At 68.7% G+C, this 17,440-nt stretch carries 12 protein-coding genes and 2 tRNA genes; 6 read left to right on the forward strand and 8 right to left on the reverse strand.

Annotation, left to right across the window (positions count from 1 at the left end; all coding sequences use genetic code 11):
* Nucleotides 1-55 precede the first annotated feature (55 nt).
* The 3 genes from R1Z03_RS09450 to R1Z03_RS09460 form a co-directional block, all read right to left on the reverse strand.
* Nucleotides 56-131: transfer RNA gene (locus R1Z03_RS09450), tRNA-Asn, on the reverse strand.
* A gap of 63 nt (nt 132-194) precedes the next feature.
* Nucleotides 195-270 (reverse strand) — tRNA-Asn (locus R1Z03_RS09455).
* 92 nt (nt 271-362) lie between these two features.
* Nucleotides 363-791 carry a YbaN family protein gene (locus R1Z03_RS09460; protein ID WP_317358999.1) on the reverse strand — a complete coding sequence of 143 codons (429 nt, stop codon included), beginning with the start codon at nt 789-791 and terminating at the stop codon, nt 363-365.
* 88 nt (nt 792-879) lie between these two features.
* On the opposite strand from R1Z03_RS09460, the gene def reads away from it, so the two are divergent.
* Nucleotides 880-1,419 (forward strand): peptide deformylase, encoded by a 540-nt coding sequence (gene def, locus R1Z03_RS09465; RefSeq protein ID WP_317359002.1) that lies wholly within the window; start codon nt 880-882, stop codon nt 1,417-1,419.
* 118 nt (nt 1,420-1,537) lie between these two features.
* Here the strand turns inward: def and R1Z03_RS09470 are convergent, their stop codons facing one another.
* Entirely contained in the window at nt 1,538-4,132 is a 2,595-nt protein-coding gene (locus R1Z03_RS09470) for a [protein-PII] uridylyltransferase (protein WP_284412444.1), read from the reverse strand.
* A 116-nt stretch (nt 4,133-4,248) separates the two neighbouring features.
* On the reverse strand, nt 4,249-5,064 hold the full coding sequence (map, locus tag R1Z03_RS09475; protein WP_272569475.1) for a type I methionyl aminopeptidase: 816 nt from the start codon (nt 5,062-5,064) through the stop codon (nt 4,249-4,251).
* Nucleotides 5,065-5,285: 221 nt separating this feature from the next.
* On the opposite strand from map, the gene purL reads away from it, so the two are divergent.
* On the forward strand, nt 5,286-9,284 hold the full coding sequence (gene purL, locus R1Z03_RS09480; RefSeq protein ID WP_317359007.1) for a phosphoribosylformylglycinamidine synthase: 3,999 nt from the start codon (nt 5,286-5,288) through the stop codon (nt 9,282-9,284).
* Between the two features lie 70 nt (nt 9,285-9,354).
* Here purL and R1Z03_RS09485 read toward each other — a convergent pair whose 3' ends face one another.
* A complete protein-coding gene (locus R1Z03_RS09485) occupies nt 9,355-10,071 on the reverse strand; it encodes a methyltransferase (RefSeq protein WP_284430932.1) in 717 nt (238 codons plus the stop codon).
* Between the two features lie 236 nt (nt 10,072-10,307).
* On the opposite strand from R1Z03_RS09485, the gene R1Z03_RS09490 reads away from it, so the two are divergent.
* Together R1Z03_RS09490 and R1Z03_RS09495 are read left to right on the forward strand one after the other, a co-directional pair.
* The gene (locus R1Z03_RS09490; RefSeq protein ID WP_284430933.1) at nt 10,308-11,300 is read left to right on the forward strand and encodes a DUF808 domain-containing protein; all 993 of its coding nucleotides are present in this window, start codon (nt 10,308-10,310) and stop codon (nt 11,298-11,300) included.
* A gap of 144 nt (nt 11,301-11,444) precedes the next feature.
* Nucleotides 11,445-12,041 carry an OmpW family protein gene (locus tag R1Z03_RS09495; protein WP_284412446.1) on the forward strand — a complete coding sequence of 199 codons (597 nt, stop codon included), beginning with the start codon at nt 11,445-11,447 and terminating at the stop codon, nt 12,039-12,041.
* A gap of 66 nt (nt 12,042-12,107) precedes the next feature.
* Here the strand turns inward: R1Z03_RS09495 and R1Z03_RS09500 are convergent, their stop codons facing one another.
* Entirely contained in the window at nt 12,108-13,136 is a 1,029-nt protein-coding gene (locus R1Z03_RS09500; protein WP_317359011.1) for a metal-dependent hydrolase, read from the reverse strand.
* A 323-nt stretch (nt 13,137-13,459) separates the two neighbouring features.
* On the opposite strand from R1Z03_RS09500, the gene egtD reads away from it, so the two are divergent.
* Complete coding sequence (gene egtD / locus R1Z03_RS09505) at nt 13,460-14,377, forward strand: L-histidine N(alpha)-methyltransferase (RefSeq protein ID WP_284430937.1); 918 nt, start codon at nt 13,460-13,462, stop codon at nt 14,375-14,377.
* Nucleotides 14,374-15,714: an ergothioneine biosynthesis protein EgtB gene (gene egtB / locus R1Z03_RS09510; RefSeq protein ID WP_317359014.1), complete on the forward strand. Its 1,341-nt coding sequence runs from the start codon at nt 14,374-14,376 to the stop codon at nt 15,712-15,714. The genes egtD and egtB overlap by 4 nt, the downstream gene beginning before the upstream one ends.
* Nucleotides 15,715-15,832: 118 nt before the next feature.
* Here the strand turns inward: egtB and R1Z03_RS09515 are convergent, their stop codons facing one another.
* Complete coding sequence (locus R1Z03_RS09515) at nt 15,833-17,119, reverse strand: aminotransferase class I/II-fold pyridoxal phosphate-dependent enzyme (protein ID WP_317359015.1); 1,287 nt, start codon at nt 17,117-17,119, stop codon at nt 15,833-15,835.
* Nucleotides 17,120-17,440: the final 321 nt, after the last annotated feature.

Genomic DNA, 17,440 nt, shown 5'->3' on the forward strand with positions numbered 1-17,440 from the left:
AAAAGCCCGCTATCGATGAAATAGCGGGCTTTTGTACAGCCTGGAAGGCTGTCGATGGCTCCTCGACCTGGGCTCGAACCAGGGACCTACGGATTAACAGTCCGGCGCTCTACCGACTGAGCTATCGAGGAATATTCGGTATCTGACTAGCGATGTAAAAGGCCCTGCGTACACATGCAAGGCCTTGATGATCTTGGCTCCTCGACCTGGGCTCGAACCAGGGACCTACGGATTAACAGTCCGGCGCTCTACCGACTGAGCTATCGAGGAACAAGACTTAGATTATATACACAAAAAGTGAGCAAATTCGAAGAACTGCGGTTGCCTGATGGATCAGGTTGCAGGTTGCTTCCCATGGGCCCTCAACGGGCCGGCTCTGGCCGTTGCCACAGCCAGGCGAGCACGCACGCCATGCACAGCGAAGCGCTGATGGCCACCCAGCGGGGTGCGTGGCTGAAGGCGAGCACGGCCGCCGCGAGCGCCATGAGGATGCTGGCGCTCCACTTGGCGCGGCGGCTCACCTGGCCGCCGTTGGCCCAGTCGCGCAGCATGGGGCCGAAAAGCGGGTGGCGCCACAGCCACGCGTGCAGCCGGGGCGAACTGCGGGCCGCCGCCCAGCCGGCCATGAGGATGAACACCGTGGTCGGCAGGCCGGGCACGAAGATGCCGATGATGCCGGTCACCAGGCTCAGCACCGCAAAGCACAGCAGCAGCCAGCGCACCGGCAGGGGCAGCGGGGCAGGGCTGGGTGGCGGCGGTGGCAAAGGCGCTGGCGGGAGCGGGGGCGGCATGCCTGGATTGTGCCTGCGGCATGGGGTTGGTCGGCGCGCTATGCTGCGGGCACTTCGACGCTGACCGTCGGCACTTCTTTTCATTCCCATGACCGTTCAACACATTCTCAAGATGGGCGATCCGCGCCTGCTGCGCGTGGCCCAGCCCGTGACCGAGTTCGACACCGACGCGCTGCACCTGCTGGTGCGCGACATGCTGGACACCATGGAGGCCGTCCATGGCGCCGGCCTGGCCGCGCCGCAGATCGGCGTGGATCTGCAATTGGTGATCTTCGGCTCGGACCGCAAGAACCCCCGCTACCCCGACCGGCCCCTGGTGCCGCGCACCGTGTTGCTTAACCCACAGATCACCCCGCTGGGCGACGAGGAGGAAGAGGACTGGGAAGGGTGCCTGTCCGTTCCCGGCCTGCGCGGCAAGGTGCCGCGCTGGTCCCGCATCCGCTACCAGGGCCTGGACCCGTATGGCGACCCGATCGATCGCACGGCGGAGGGGTTCCATGCGCGCGTGGTGCAGCACGAATGCGACCACCTGATCGGCAAGCTCTACCCGATGCGGGTGCGCGACTTCACCCAGTTCGGCTACACCGAGGTGCTGTTTCCCGAGCTCGCCGACGCGGAAGACGACTGACGGACCAGGCAAGCGTTGCCTCGGAAAATATGAATGAAATTGGCCTCCAGCGCAAACAATGCTAGGGCGTTGTGCTATCAAATAAATAGCATCGAATGCATCGGGCCTCAGCGGCCCGTCACTCGGACAACGCGTTCAGCAGTTCGGTCTCGATCTGGATCTGCCGCGCGTTGCTCTGCAGTTCCGGGCCGTGCACGAGGAAGGTGTCTTCCACCCGCTCGCCCAGGGTGCTGACTTTGGCCAGCTGCACGCTCAAGTGGTGGCGCGAAAGGATGCGCGCCACCAGGTAGAGCAGGCCCGCCCGGTCGCTGGCGGAGATGTTGATGAGCCAGCGCTGGGCTTTCTCGTCGGGGCGCAGCGTGACGCGCGGGGCCACGGGAAAGCTCTTCACGCGGCGGGAGACGCGCTTGCGTGCCGGCTCGGGCAGGCCCGCGGTTTCGTCCTCGATCGCGCGGGCGAGATCGCTCTCCACCATGTGCGTGAGTTCGCGGTAATGCCCGGCCTGCTCCGAGGCCACGACCTGGAACGTGTCGAGCGCGCAGCCATCGTGGGCGGTGTGCACCCGCGCATCGAGGATGCTGAAGCCCGCCCGGTCGAAATAGCCGCAGATGCGGGCGAAGAGGTCGGGCTGGTCGGGCGCATAAACCGCCACCTGCAGACCTTCGCCCGCCAGCGACTGCCGCGCACGGACCACGGTGCGGCCGGTGCCCACATAGCGCGAGAGGTGGCGCGTGTGCCAGGCGATGTCGGCGGCTTCGTGCCGCATGAAATAGCCCACGTCCAGCGTGTCCCACAGCTTCTTGTGCGCCTCGAACGGCTGGGCCTGCAGCGCCAGCATGACCATGGCTTCGCGCTTGCGGGCCTCGATTTCGGCGGCGGCATTGGGGGCGTGGCCGCCCAGGGCGCGCAGCGTGGCGCGGTACAGGTCTTCCAGCAGCTTGCCCTTCCACGCGTTCCAGACCTTGGGGCTGGTGCCGCGGATGTCCGCGACGGTGAGCAGGTACAGCGCGGTGAGGCGGCGCTCGCTGCCCACGCGCTGGGCGAAAGCGCCGATCACGTCGGGATCGGACAGGTCCTGCTTTTGCGCGACCTGGCTCATGGCCAGGTGCTCGCGCACCAGGAACTCGACCAGCGCCGCGTCTTCCTCGTCCACGCCGTGCTGGCGGCAGAAGTGGCGCACTTCCTCTGCGCCGATCTTGGAGTGGTCGCCGCCGCGGCCCTTGCCGATGTCGTGGAACAGCGCCGCCAGGTACAGCAGCCACGGCTTGTCCCAGCCGCCGGCCAGTTGCGAGCAGAACGGGTATTCGTGCGCATGCTCGGCCATGAAGAAGCGGCGCACGTTGCGCAGCACCATCAGGATGTGCTGGTCCACGGTGTAGACGTGGAACAGGTCGTGCTGCATCTGGCCCACGATGCGGCGAAACGGCCAGAGGTAGCGGCCCAGCACGGAGGTCTGGTTCATGAGCCGCATCGCATGCGTGATGCCCGAGGGCTGCCGCAGGATCTTCATGAAGGTCGCGCGGTTGACCGGGTCGCGGCGGAAGGCGCTGTCCATCGCCCCGCGGGCGTTGTAGAGCGCGCGCAGCGTGCGCACCGACAGGTCCTTCAGCCCCAGCGTGGTTTCGTAGAGCAGGAAGGTTTCCAGGATGGCGTGGGGGTGCTTCTCGTACAGGTCGTCGCTGGCCACCTCGACGAGGCCGGCCTTCTCGAAGAAGCGGTCGTTGATGCGGTGCAGTTCGTGCGTGGAGGGGCTGAGCCGCTCCTCGATGTTCAGCAGCAGGATCTGGCTGAGCTGCGACACGGCCTTGGCCGCCCAGTAATAGCGGCGCATGAGGGTTTCGCTCGCGCGCATGGCCAGGCGCTTGCCGTCGGGCGAGTGGGAGCGGTAGCCGAACGATTCGGCCACGGCGGTCTGCAGGTCGAACACCAGCCGGTCCTCGTGGCGGCCGGCCACGGCGTGCAGCCGTGCCCGGATGAGGAACAGCACGGCCTCGTTGCGCTCGATCTGGGCCACCTCGAATGGCGTGGCCATGCCGTTGGCGGCCAGTTCGCGCCAGTCGCGTCCCAGGCCGGCCGCGCGGGCGACCCACAGCACCGTCTGCAGGTCGCGCAGGCCGCCGGGCGACTCCTTGCAGTTGGGCTCCAGCGAGTAGGGCGTGTTCTCGTACTTGGTGTGGCGCTGGCGCATCTCCAGCGTCTTGGCGATGAGGAAGTCCTGCGCGTCCATCTGCGCGTCGTAGCGCTGCTGGAACGCGGCGAACAGCGGCGAGCTGCCGCAGACGCGGCGGGCTTCGAGCAGCGAGGTCTGCACGGTCACGTCGGCCGCGGATTCGGTCAGGCACTCGGCCACCGTGCGCACGCTGGAGCCGATCTCCAGGCCCGCGTCCCAGCAGCTGCCGATGAACGATTCGATGCACGTGGACAAGGCGCAGCCGGCCCCGGGCGTGGCGCCGTCCGGCAGCAGGACGAGCACGTCCACGTCGGAATGGGGAAAGAGCTGCGCCCGGCCGTAGCCACCCACGGCCACCAGCGCCAGGTCGTCCGGCATGCCGGCGCGCTGCCACAGCTGGCGCAGCAGGCGGTCCGCCAGGGTGGAGAGCTTATGCAGCAGGGTGCGAACGCCGCGTGTGGAGGCGCCCGTGGATTGCAGCGACGCGAGCAGGGTGGCCTTGTCTTGGCGGTAGGCGTCGCGCAGGGTTTGCAGGTCGGTCATGGACGGCGGCGGGGTGGCGGGTGCGGATGGGGCGACTGGGTTGGCAGGTTAGCACCAGGCAAAGCAAGAACCGTGCGCCCGGCCGCCGCGCGGCCGGCCCGCGCGCCGTGTTCCGGTCAGGTCTTCGTGGCGGTCACGAATGCTGGCAGCGGCGGCGATCCGGCCGACAGGGTGAGGACTTCGTAGCCGGTCTCGGTCACCAGCACGGTGTGCTCCCACTGTGCCGACAGGCTGCGGTCCTTGGTCACGATGGTCCAGCCGTCGTTGCCGAACTCCTTCACCTCGCGGCGGCCGGCGTTCAGCATGGGCTCGATGGTGAAGGTCATGCCGGGCAGCAGCTCATCCAGCGTGCCGGGGTAGCCGTAGTGCAGCACCTGGGGCTCTTCGTGGAATTTCTGGCCGATGCCGTGGCCGCAGAACTCGCGCACCACCGACAGGCCGTGGCCCTCGGCGTACTTCTGGATGGCGTGGCCAATGTCCCCCAGGCGGGCGCCGGGCTTGACGCGCTGGATGCCGATCCACATGGCGTCGAAGGTGAGGCTGCACAGGCGCTTGGCGGCGATGGAGACGTCGCCGATCAGGTACATGCGGCTGTTGTCGCCGTACCAGCCGTCCTTGGTGATGACGGTGACGTCCACGTTCATGATGTCGCCCTTCTTCAGGGGCTTGTCGTTCGGGATGCCGTGGCAGACCACGTTGTTGATCGACGTGCACAGCGACTTGGGGTAGGGCGGATAGCCCGGCGGCTGGTAGCCGATGGTGGCGGAGATGGTGCCCTGCTGCGCCATGCATTCGGCCGCGAGGCGGTCGATTTCGTTCGTGGTGATGCCAGGCTGGATGTGGGGCGCGATGTAGTCCAGCACTTCCGAAGCCAGTCGGCATGCCTCTCGCATGCCGGCGATGCCTTCGGCGTCTTTGATGGTGATGCTCATGGGGCCAATTATCCCATCGGCGCTTGGCCGATGCGGGCCACGCGGGCGAAGGCCTCGTCGGCGATGCGATCCGCCCCCGGTAAAATGCCGGGCTCAGCATTCTCCGCACCCTGCCCAGCCGGCCCCAGTCAGCGGCCGGCGGTCCAGGGTGGGGCCGCACCTTTTCCATCACCCAACAGGCCGCCGAAGTGATCTCGCCGACATCGTCCACGAAGCCCTCCTTGCACCTCAGCACGTTCGAAGGCGGCAACGCCCTCAGCGCCTTCCGCATGCGCCAGCTGCTGCCCGCGCTGCAGGCCATCCACGACCGCATCACGGGCATCGCCGCCCGCTTCGTGCACCTGGTGGCCACCGACGCGGTGCCCACCCCGGCCGAAACCGATCGCTTCGCCGCGCTGCTGACCTATGGGGACCCCTACGGCGGCCCGGCCGATGGCCCGGCCATCGTCGTCACGCCGCGCCTGGGCACGGTCTCGCCCTGGGCGTCGAAGGCGACCGATATCGCGCACAACTGCGGCCTGGCGCTGCGCCGCGTGGAGCGCATCACCGAATACCGCCTCTCGCTCAAATCCGGCCTGCTGGGCGGCACGCCCACGCTGACCGACGCGCAGCGCGGGCAGATCGCCGCGCTGCTGCACGACCGCATGACCGAATCGGTGGTGTGGGACCGCTCGGGCGCCGAGGCCCTGTTCACCGAGTTGCCGGCCGCGCCGATGGAGTTCGTCGATGTGCTGGGCGGCGGGCGCGCGGCGGTCGAGGCGGCCAACGCCCAGTGGGGCCTGGCGCTGGCCGACGACGAGATCGACTACCTGGTCAATGCCTTCCAGGGCCTGGCGCGCAACCCCACCGACGTGGAACTGATGATGTTCGCGCAGGCCAACAGCGAGCACTGCCGCCACAAGATCTTCAACGCACAGTTCACCATCGACGGCGAGAAGCAGGACAAGAGCCTGTTCGCCATGATCCGCAACACCCACCAGCTGGCGCCCCAGCACACGGTGGTGGCGTATTCGGACAATGCCTCGGTCATGGAGGGCACGCGTGTCGAGCGGTTTTTGGCCAAAATGCCCGCCAGTGCAAATTCCACTAGGGCAGTGTGCTATGAAAAGAGTAGCGTTACGAACCACATCCTGATGAAGGTGGAAACGCACAACCACCCCACGGCCATCTCGCCGTTCCCCGGCGCTTCCACCGGCGCGGGCGGTGAGATCCGCGACGAGGGCGCCACGGGCCGCGGCTCCAAGCCCAAGGCGGGCATGACTGGCTTCACGGTGTCCAAGCTCTGGGGCGGCGAGTTCGGCAAGCCCGAGCACATCGCCAGCCCGTTGCAGATCATGGTGGAAGGCCCCCTGGGCGGCGCGGCGTTCAACAACGAGTTCGGCCGGCCCAACCTGCTGGGCTATTTCCGCGAGTACGAGCAGTCGGTGGGCGGCGTGGACCGGGGCTACCACAAGCCCATCATGATCGCCGGCGGCCTGGGCACCATCGATGCGGGCCTCACGCAGAAGATCGAATTCCCGGCCGGCTCGCTCCTGATCCAGCTGGGCGGCCCGGGCATGCGCATCGGCATGGGCGGCAGCGCGGCCAGTTCCATGGCCACGGGCGCGAACGCGGCGGAGCTCGATTTCGACTCCGTGCAGCGCGGCAACCCCGAGATCGAGCGCCGCGCGCAGGAGGTCATCAACCACTGCTGGGCGCAGGGTGCGGCCAACCCCATCCTGGCGATCCACGACGTGGGCGCGGGCGGGCTGTCCAATGCTTTCCCCGAGCTGACCAACGACGCCGGCCGGGGTGCGCACTTCGACCTGCGCGCGGTGCAGCTCGAGGAGTCGGGCCTGGCCCCGAAAGAGATCTGGTCCAACGAAAGCCAGGAGCGCTACGTGCTGGCGATCGCGCCGCAATCGCTGGAGCAGTTCCGCGCCTTCTGCGAGCGTGAGCGCTGCCCGTTCGCCGTGATCGGCACGGCCACCGAGCACCGCCAGCTGGTGCTGGAGGACACGGCCGCCACCGGCGATCAGAAGCTGCCGGTGGACATGCCCATGGAGGTGCTGCTGGGCAAGCCGCCCAAGATGCACCGCGACGTGAAGACCGTGCAGCGCGAATTCGCGCCCATCGATCTCACGGGCGTGGCGCTGCAAAAGGCGGTGATCGACGTGCTGGCGCACCCCACGGTGGCGAGCAAGCGCTTTCTCATCACCATCGGCGACCGCACGGTGGGCGGCTTGTCGCACCGCGACCAGATGGTGGGCCCCTGGCAGGTGCCGGTGGCCGACTGCGCCGTCACGCTGGCCGACTTCCAGGGCTTTGCCGGCGAGGCCATGAGCATGGGCGAGCGCACGCCGCTGGCCGCCATCGACGCGCCCGCCTCGGGCCGCATGGCCGTGGCCGAGGCCATCACCAATCTGCTGGCCGCGCCCATCGAGCTGCCGCGCGTGAAGCTCTCGGCCAACTGGATGGCCGCCTGCGGCGAGCCCGGCGAGGATGCAGCGCTGTACGCGACCGTGAAGGCCGTGGGCATGGAGCTGTGCCCGGCGCTGGGCATTTCGATCCCGGTGGGCAAGGATTCGCTGTCCATGCGCACCCAGTGGAAGGATGACAGCGGTGCGAAGAAGGTCACCTCCCCCGTGAGCCTGATCGTCAGCGCCTTCGCCACGCTGGCCGACGTGCGCGGCACGCTCACGCCGCAGCTGGACGCGGCGCAGGACGACACCACGCTGGTGCTGATCGACCTGGGCCATGGCAAGGCCCGCATGGGCGGCAGCATCCTGGGCCAGGTGCTGGGCCAGAGCGGCGACGTGGCCCCCGACCTGGACGATGCGCAGGACCTGGTGCGCCTGGTCGATGCCGTGAACGCGCTGCGCGCCAAGGGCCAGATCCTGGCTTACCACGACCGCAGCGACGGCGGCCTGCTGGCCGCGGTGGCCGAGATGGCCTTCGCCGGCCATGTGGGCGTGGCGCTGAACGTCGATCTGCTCGTGACCGAGGGCGACGGCATCAGCGACAGCCGCATGGAGACGGGCGACGCCAAGAACTGGGCCTCGCAGGTGAGCGCGCGCCGCGAGGAGCTGACGCTCAAGGCGCTGTTCAACGAAGAACTGGGCGTGGTGCTGCAGGTGCGCACCGCCGAGCGCAACGAGGTCATGCAGACCCTGCGCGAGCACGGCCTGTCCCGGTCCAGCCACTTCATCGGCAAGACGCGGCCTGCCTCGTCCACCATGGACGCCGGCAAGGGCGAGCTGCAGGTGTGGCGCGATGCCAAGAACGTGTTCAGCGCCAGCCTGTCCGACCTGAACCAGGTGTGGGACGCGGTGAGCTGGAAGATCACGCAGCAGCGCGACAACCCGGCCACGGCCGATGCCGAGCATGCCGCCGCAGGCGTGCCCAATGATCCGGGCCTGCACGTGGCGCTCACGTTCGATCCGGCCGAGGACGTGGCCGCGCCGTTCCTGAACCTCGCGCGGCCGAAGGTCGCCATCCTGCGCGAGCAGGGGGTCAACTCGCACATCGAGATGGCCTATGCCTTCACCGAGGCGGGCTTCGAGGCCTACGACGTGCACATGACCGATCTGCAGACCGGCCGCGCGCAGCTGTCGGACTTTGCCGGCGTGGTCGCCTGCGGCGGCTTCAGCTACGGCGACACGCTGGGCGCGGGCATCGGCTGGGCGCGTTCGATCACGTTCAACCCGGTGCTGTCGGAGCAATTCCAGGGCTTCTTCGGCCGCAAGGACACTTTCGGCCTGGGTGTGTGCAACGGCTGCCAGATGTTCGCCGAGCTGGCCGACATCATTCCCGGCGCCGAGGCCTGGCCCCGCTTCACCACCAACCAGAGCGAGCGCTTCGAGGCGCGGCTGTCGCTGGTGGAGGTGCTGGAGTCTCCAAGCCTGTTCTTCGCCGGCATGGCGGGCAGCCGCCTGCCGATCGCCGTGGCGCACGGCGAGGGCTACGCCAACTTCAAGTACCGCGGCGACCCGGCCCAGGCCATCGCCGCCATGCGGTATGTGGACCACCACGGCGCGGCCACCGAGCAGTACCCGTTCAACCCCAACGGCAGCGCGGGCGGCCTCACGGCGGTGACCACGGCCGATGGGCGCTTCACGGCCATGATGCCGCACGCCGAACGCGTGTTCCGCAACGTGCAGATGAGCTGGACCAGCGGCGACCGCAGCGCGCTGAGCCCGTGGATGCGCATCTGGCGCAACGCGCGCCGCTGGGTGGGCTGAGGAAGGCCGAAAAGCCGGAAGCGCGCCCGGCGCGCTCCGGCGGCCCGTGTGCTCGTGCCGTCTTCGGCGTTCAGGTGCGGCGGTACACCAGCAGCCGGCCTTTGTAGGCGGGCGCATCGTCCAGCGCGGCACGGTCCAGCCGTTCTTCGCGCAGGCCGAAGCCCTGCGCGGCCATCTGCTTGCTGAATGCGGCGCGGTTGCCCCGGTCCGGGTCCACGATCCAGACCTGGGCCGCGGGGCCCGCGTGCAGGCCGATGAAATGCGCGAGGCTGGCGCGGGCATCGCGTTCGTACAGCAGGTCGCTGCCCATGATGAGGTCGAACAGCCCGTGCACCGGGCCGCCGTGCGCCTGCGCGAGCGGGCTCTCGTCCTGCTGCGGCGGGCCCAGCGCTTCGCCGCTGCCCCATTGGCCCTGTCGGTACTTCATGGTGCCCATGCCGTTCAGGCGCAGGTTCTCGCGCAGGAACGTGCCGGCCAGTGGGTGGCAGTCACTCGCGGTCACGTCGGCGCCTTGCCGGTGGCACACCAGGCTGGCCAGCGCCAGGCCGCAGCCCAGCTCCAGGATGCGCTCGCCCGCCTGCACGGGCCGCGCCGCCATGCGTGCGGCCAGTTGCGCGCCCGAGGGCCACAGCAGGCCGAAGAGGGGCCAGGCGGCGGAGGAGATGCCCAGGGTTTCGGCGTCGCCGAGGGGGTCGGAGAACTGCTGGCGGTCCAGCAGGGAGCGGATGACGAGGTCGTCGACGCCGGCGATGGCGATGTTTTCTTGCTTGGTCAGGTAGCCTGGCATGCGGCGGGAGCGAGAGCCCGCGTGCAGGACCCCGATATCGGTGGGAAGGCCGCCAGTATGCGCCTTGCACCGACACGGACCCATCGCAGGGCGTTGCTATAGTGGGCGCCGCCTGGGCGACGGGCGCCAGGCTTTTCGGCCGGCATGCCCGGCCCGCGCGGCGTTCCCGTGGCCTTGCAGCCTTTCGCCGCCGTGCCCGTGGACCCGCTCCCTCCCTCGTTTTTTTAAGGATTCCCATGGCCGGTGCCAGCCTTTTGACGCTGCTCGACGATATCGCCACCGTTCTGGACGACGTGGCCCTGATGACCAAGGTCGCTGCCAAGAAGAGTGCCGCCATGGCCGATGACGTGTCCGTCATGACCAAGGTGGCGGCGCAGAAAACCGCCGGCGTGCTGGGCGACGATCTGGCGCTCAATGCCCAGCAGGTCACGGGCGTGCGCGCCGATCGCGAGATTCCCGTGGTCTGGGCGGTGGCCAAGGGCTCGCTCGTCAACAAGGCCATCCTGGTGCCGGCCGCGCTGCTGATCAGCGCCTTCATTCCCTGGGCTGTGACGCCGCTGCTCATGGTGGGCGGCGCGTTCCTGTGCTTCGAGGGTGCGGAGAAGCTGGCGCACCGGTTCCTGCCCCACGGCGATGCCCCCAAGGAAGAGGCGGGCCGCGAGGCGCATGCCCTGGCCAACGCCAACCCGGCGGTGGACATCGCCGCCTTCGAGAAGGACAAGGTCAAGGGCGCGGTGCGCACCGACTTCATCCTGTCCGCCGAGATCATCGCCATCACGCTGGGCACGGTCGCCAGCGCCCCGTTCGGGCAGCAGGTGGCCGTGCTGGCCGGCATCGCGCTCATCATGACGGTGGGCGTGTACGGCCTGGTGGCCGGCATCGTCAAGCTGGACGACCTGGGCCTGTGGCTCACCCGCAAGACGGGTCGCGCCGCGCAGGCGCTGGGCCGCGGCATCGTGGCCGCCGCGCCCTGGCTCATGAAGGTGCTCTCGGTCGCCGGCACGGCTGCCATGTTCCTCGTGGGCGGCGGCATTCTGGTGCATGGCGTGCCCGTCGTCCACCACGCGGTCGAGGGCCTGGCCGCATCGGCGGCCCAGTGGCCGGCGGGCGGCCTGTGGCGCGTGCTGGTGCCCAACCTGCTCAATGCGGTGGTGGGCATCGTGGCCGGTGCCGCCGTGCTGGCCGTGGTCACGCTGGTGCAGCGCATGCGGGGCAAGGGCGCGCACTGAGAGCGGGGAGGAGGGCGCTTTGCGGCCCTCGTGGCGCTGCGGCACAACCTGCCGGCGGTTTGATCCATGGCAAGGCCGCCCGGGCCGTTTGCCGGCCCAATGCATGCACGGGGGTCGTCCCCGTTCAACGCATCGAGTTTCCGTATGAAAAAAAACCTGCTGGCCCTGGCCGTGCTGTGCGCATTGACCTCCGGCGCCGCCTTCGCGCAAACGGCGGAAGGCCCCTGGCTCGTTCGTGCGCGTGCCGTGAACCTGGATTCCTCCAACAAGGACAGCACCGGCCTGGGCCTGTCGATCAACGACAAGACGCTGCCTGAAGTCGACATCTCCTATTTCTTCAACCGCAACATCGCCGCCGAGCTGGTGCTGACCGTGCCCCAGAAGCAGCGGCTGTCCTCCAGCGCCCTGAACGCGCAGATCGGCACGCTCAAGCACCTGCCGCCTTCGCTGATGCTGCAGTACCACTTCGACACCGCGGGCTTTCGTCCCTACGTGGGCGCGGGCGTGAACTACACGCGGTTTTCCAGCGTGCGCCTGCCCGCCGGCGTGAGCATCGACAAGAGCAGCTGGGGCGGCGCCCTGCAGGTCGGTGTGGACATTCCCCTCACCAAGAACCTGGTGCTGAACTTCGACGTGAAGAAGGTCTACATCCAGACCGACGTGTTCGCAGCCGGTGCCAAGCTGGGCACCTTCAAGATCGATCCCGTGCTGGCCGGCGTGGGCCTGGGCTGGCGGTTCTGACCGCGGGCCGCGGGTGCGGCCACTGACAGACTGGTGGGGAAAGCCGGCGCGTGGCGCCGGCTTTTTTCATGGGGCCGTGCCGGCACCGAACGGCCCCGAGCCGCCCGCATGCCCCCACATGCGCCGCCACAGCGCGGCGAGGGCCGTGCCGATGTCCGGGCGCTGTCCGCGCAGCGCCACCTCGGGCTGGCCGGCATCCAGCTGCGCGGGCGTGCCGAGATCGAACTGGAAGCTGTAGTCAGGCTCCTGCCCCATGCGCAGATCGGTCACGAAGACGCGGCCGTCCCGCGAACGCATGCGATAAAAGCCGTGGCTGAAGCGCGCCACCCGCTGCACGTCCGGCACGGTCCCGTAGCGCTGGATCAGCGGGGCCCCGCGCTCGTGCACCGTCCATTGCATGGGCCTGTTGCCGTCGGCCAGGGCATAGAAGCCTTCGGCATATTGGGTGGGCGTGACCGCCACCACGCGCCACAGCAGGGTGTTGAACGGGGTGGGTGTCACCAGCACCGTCTGCACCGGCAGGCCCTGCGTGCGCAGCGAGGCGATCGCCACGCCGGTGACGTGCTGCTGCACGCCCACGCTCCACGCCAGGTAGAGCGTGCTGAGCGCCAGGCCCCAGCGGTTCCAGCGGGCCCCGACCGGCGGGCCGCTCGCCAGCGCGGCGACCACGCCGACGATCAGCGGCACGGTGTACAGCGGGTCGATGATGAAGATGCTGCCCACCCCGTACGGGTGGCTGGTGAACGGCTTCCAAAGCTGGGTGCCGTACACCGTCATGCCATCCAGCAGCGGGTGGGTGACGAGCGCGAGCCACATCGCCAGCCACCACCTTCGCCAGCCGGCCTGCTCGCCATGCAGGCGCGCCACCAGCGCGCCCAGGGGCAGCGAAAACAGGCTGAGGTACAGCAGGGCATGGCTTTCCGCCCGGTGCTCGACCATGTTGGCAATGGCATTGCCGTGGTCGATGAAGGCGTCCAGGTCGGGCAGCGTGCCCGCCACCGCACCCCACAGCGCGGCTTTCCAGGGGGCGGTGCGCCGGCCCATCACGGCGAGCGAAACGGCGGAACCAAGGGCGATCTGGGTCAGGGAATCCATGGCAGCGAAGCAGGCCGTGGTAGCCGGCCGGTGGTGTCGATCGGCGGAGTGTGGCGCAGCCGCGCGGGCGCGCCATGGGGCCTGCGAAAAAACCGTGCGGTGGCGGGGATGATGGCCATGCGTTTACCGGAAAGCGCAGCCGATGCGCTGCCGGATGGCGCTGATGGATTTGCGGACGTGTCCTACATCCGGGTGGCGGGGCGTCTGTAATGCTCTGTTACATGGCCGTCTCAGGTTGCCGGAGAGCGATTGGAGGCGGCCATGCGTTGCAGCCGCGCCGCCCCCGGTGCGCCGCGATCCGACAGACCCAGCCCCCGAGCGACATGCAGAACACACCGCACCACGACATCCTCCAGGGGTTGGCCCGCCGTCCCGCGTGCATTTCCCCCAAGTATTTCTACGACCAGCGGGGCTCCCAGCTGTTCGAGGAAATCACCCGATTGCCCGAGTACTACCCCACCCGCACCGAGCACGCGCTCATGCGGACGCACGGCGACGACATCGCCCGCGCCGTGGGGCAGGGCGGCACCGTCATCGAGCTGGGCGCGGGCAACTGCGAGAAGGCGCGCACGCTGTGCCGCCTGCTGCAGCCCGAGCGGTTCGTGGGCGTGGACATCTCGGCGGACTTCCTGCGCGAGGGCGTGGCCCGCCTGTGCAGCGACCTGCCCGCACTGCAGGCCCATGCGGTGGCGGGCGATCTGACCCGCCCCCTCCAGCTGCCCCCGGACATTCCCCGTGCACGCCGCGTGGTGTTCTACCCTGGCTCGTCGATCGGCAATTTCGACCCACCCCAGGCGCTGGAGCTGCTGTCACGCATGCGCTCGCTGGTCGATGACGATGGCGCGCTGCTGATCGGCATCGATCTGCCCAAGGACGTGGATGTGCTGCAGGCGGCCTACGACGATGCCGCCGGCGTCACGGCCGCGTTCAACCGCAATGTGCTGGCCCATGTGAACCGGCTCATCGGCAGCGATTTCACGCCCGAGGCGTGGGAGCACCGGGCGTTCTTCAACGGGGAGCAGTCGCGCATCGAAATGCACCTGGAGGCCCGCGAAGGTGTGCAGGTGCGCTGGCCTGGCGGAGGCCGCGACTTTGCCGCGGGCGAGCGCATTCACACCGAGAACAGCTACAAATACAGCCTCACGGCCTTCCAGGCGCTGCTGGCGCGCGCGGGCTTTTCGCGCGCTCAGGCCTGGACGGACGAGCGGGGCTGGTTCGCCGTGGTGCATGCCCAGCCATGAACTTCGCCACCCGCATTCCCCACCCCGTCGCACCCTGCACGCTGAGCGTGCGCTACGCCGAGGTGCGCCGCGCCTCCATGGCCCTGGCACTGCCGCTGTCCGACGAGGATTGCTGCGCGCAATCCATGCCCGACGCCAGCCCCGTGAAATGGCACCTGGCGCACACCACCTGGTTCTTCGAGACCTTCATCCTGGAGCCGAACGAGCCCGGCTTCGCGCCGTTCCATCCCGCCTTCCGGGTGATCTTCAATTCCTACTACAACGGCGTGGGCGACAAGCACCCGCGGCCGCAGCGCGGCCTGCTCACCCGGCCCGCACTGCCGCAGGTGCTGGCCTACCGGGCCGACGTGGACAGCCGCATGTCGCGCCTGATGGCCGAGCGGCCGGACGATGCCGCGCTGGCGGCCCTGGTCGAACTGGGCCTGCAGCACGAGCAGCAGCACCAGGAACTGATCCTCACCGACGTCAAGCACCTGCTGTCGTGCAGCCCGCTGTGGCCGGCCTACCGCCTGCCGGGGCACGCGCAGGCGCAGCCGCAGCAGCAGGCCCAGCCTTTGCCGGCCGGCGGCGTCCCGCTGGCCTGGCAGCCCTTTGCCGGTGGCGTGTGCGAGATCGGCCATCCGGGCGGGGACCGGGGCGGCTTTGCCTTCGACAACGAGGGGCCGTGCCACCGCGTGTACCTGCAGCCGTTCGAGCTGGCCAACCGGCCGGTGACCACCGCCGAATACCTGGCGTTCGTCGAAGACGGCGGCTACCAGGAATCCGCCCACTGGCTGGCCGAGGGCTGGGACTGGGTGCGTGCGCAGCAGCTGTCGCACCCCATCTACTGGCAACGCCAGGGCGTGGCCTGGTACGAGTTCACGCTGGCCGGACCGCGCCCGCTCCAACCCCACGCACCCGCGGTGCACCTGTCGTATTACGAGGCCGACGCCTATGCACGCTGGGCCGGTGCACGCCTGCCCACCGAGGCCGAATGGGAGGTGGCGGCCACCTCCCAGGGCGTGCAGGGCGTGCACGGGGCGAACGCTGCCAGCGGCCACTTTGCCGACAGCGGCACGTTGCACCCGCGGCCGGCCTCTGATGCCGGGCGGGGCCTGGTGCAAATGTTCGGCGACGTGTGGGAGTGGACGCAGTCCAGCTACGCTGCCTACCCCGGTTTCCGCGTGGCCGAGGGCGCAGTGGGCGAGTACAACGGCAAGTTCATGGTCAACCAGTACGTGCTGCGCGGCGGCTCGTGCGCGACGCCCGCTGGGCACGTGCGGGCGACGTACCGCAACTTCTTTCCCGCCACCGCGCGCTGGCAGTTCTCGGGGCTGCGGCTGGCGCGGGATCTGTGACGGGATTGATTTGCTATTGAATTGATAGCTGAATACCCTAGTGCTGATTGCGCTGGGGGCCAAAAAAACCATGGATCGCATGGGGCGGCTGCAGTCCGCCGCCCCGACCGCGCGGCGGTCACACCGCCTGCAGCGCCTGCGCCAGGTCGGCCTGCAGATCTTCGATGTGCTCGATGCCCACGGACAGCCGCACCATGCCTTCCGTGACCCCGGCCTTGGCCAGCTCGCTAGCATCGAGCTGGCGGTGCGTGGTCGACGCGGGGTGCGTGGCCAGCGAGCGGGCGTCGCCGATGTTCACCAGGCGCGTGAAGAGCTGCAGCGCATCCAGGAAGCGCGCACCCGCCGCACGCGGGTCCGTGCCTTCTTCCGAACGCAGGCTGAACGACAGGATGCCCGACGCCCGCCCGCCCAGCTGGCGCTGCACCAGCGCGTGGTCCGGGTGGTCCGGCAGGCCGGCGTAGCGCACCCACTCCACCTTGGGATGGCCTTGCAGCGAGCGCGCAATGGCCAGCGTGTTCTCGCAGATGCGGTCCATGCGCAGCGCGAGCGTCTCGATGCCCTGCAGGATCAGGAACGCGTTCTGCGGGGCCAGGGCCGCGCCGGTGTTGCGCAGCGGCACCACGCGCGCGCGGCCGATGAAGGCCGCCTCACCCAGCGCCTCGGTGTAGACCACGCCGTGGTAGCTCACATCGGGCTCGTTCAGGCGGGGAAAGCGCGCCTTGTGCTTCGCCCAGGGGAACTTGCCGCTGTCCACGATGGCGCCGCCCACGCTGTTGCCGTGGCCGCCCAGGTACTTGGTGAGCGAATGCACCACGATGTCGGCGCCGTGTTCGATGGGGCGCAGCAGGTAGGGGCTGGGCACCGTGTTGTCCACGATGAGCGGCACGCCATGGTCGTGCGCCACTCGGGCCAGGGCCGCGATGTCGGTCACGTTGCCCAGCGGGTTGCCGATGGATTCGATGAAGATGGCTTTGGTGCGTGCGTCGATGTGCTGCGCGAAGCTGGCCGGGTCGCGCGGATCGGCGAACCGCGTGGTGATGCCCTGCTGCGGCAGCGTGTGGGCGAAGAGGTTGTAGGTGCCGCCGTAGAGCGTGCTGGCCGAGACGATGTTGTCGCCGGCTTCGGCGATGGTCTGGATCGCGTAGGTGATGGCTGCCATGCCCGAGGCCACGGCCAGCGCGGCGATGCCGCCCTCCAGCGCCGCGACGCGCTTTTCCAGCACGTCGTTGGTCGGATTCATGATGCGCGTGTAGATGTTGCCCTGCACCTTGAGGTCGAACAGGTCGGCCCCGTGCTGGGCGCTGTCGAAGGCATAGGCCACCGTCTGGTAGATGGGCACGGCCACCGCCTTGGTGGTGGGGTCGGGCGACTGTCCGGCATGGACGGCGAGGGTTTCGATCCGCATGGATTGTCTCTTTCTGGGGTGACGGGAACAGGGTGCGTGGGCGCAGGCATGGACTGCGCAACGCGGCGCGGGCCATTCTTGCACCGGGTGCCCGGCGTCCGAACAACGCATTGGCTATGTGCTTATGTGGCCGGCGTCAGGGTTCAGTGTCCGCGGGACGGGCAACACGGAGATGAAGCGGCTTGGCCGCTCTTTGCTGTATGTCATTGTCAAAACGCTTGCTCTCTCGGCATATTGCGCAGCGGAGAAATTTCGTTGAATGCTTTTGCCCACCCCCAGTTCCATTGAACGCCTCATACAAGGATCACGCGATGACCACTG

The sequence above is a fragment of the Acidovorax sp. BLS4 genome (genome assembly GCF_032929295.1).
In the GTDB taxonomy this organism is placed as follows: Bacteria; Pseudomonadota; Gammaproteobacteria; order Burkholderiales; family Burkholderiaceae_C; genus Paracidovorax.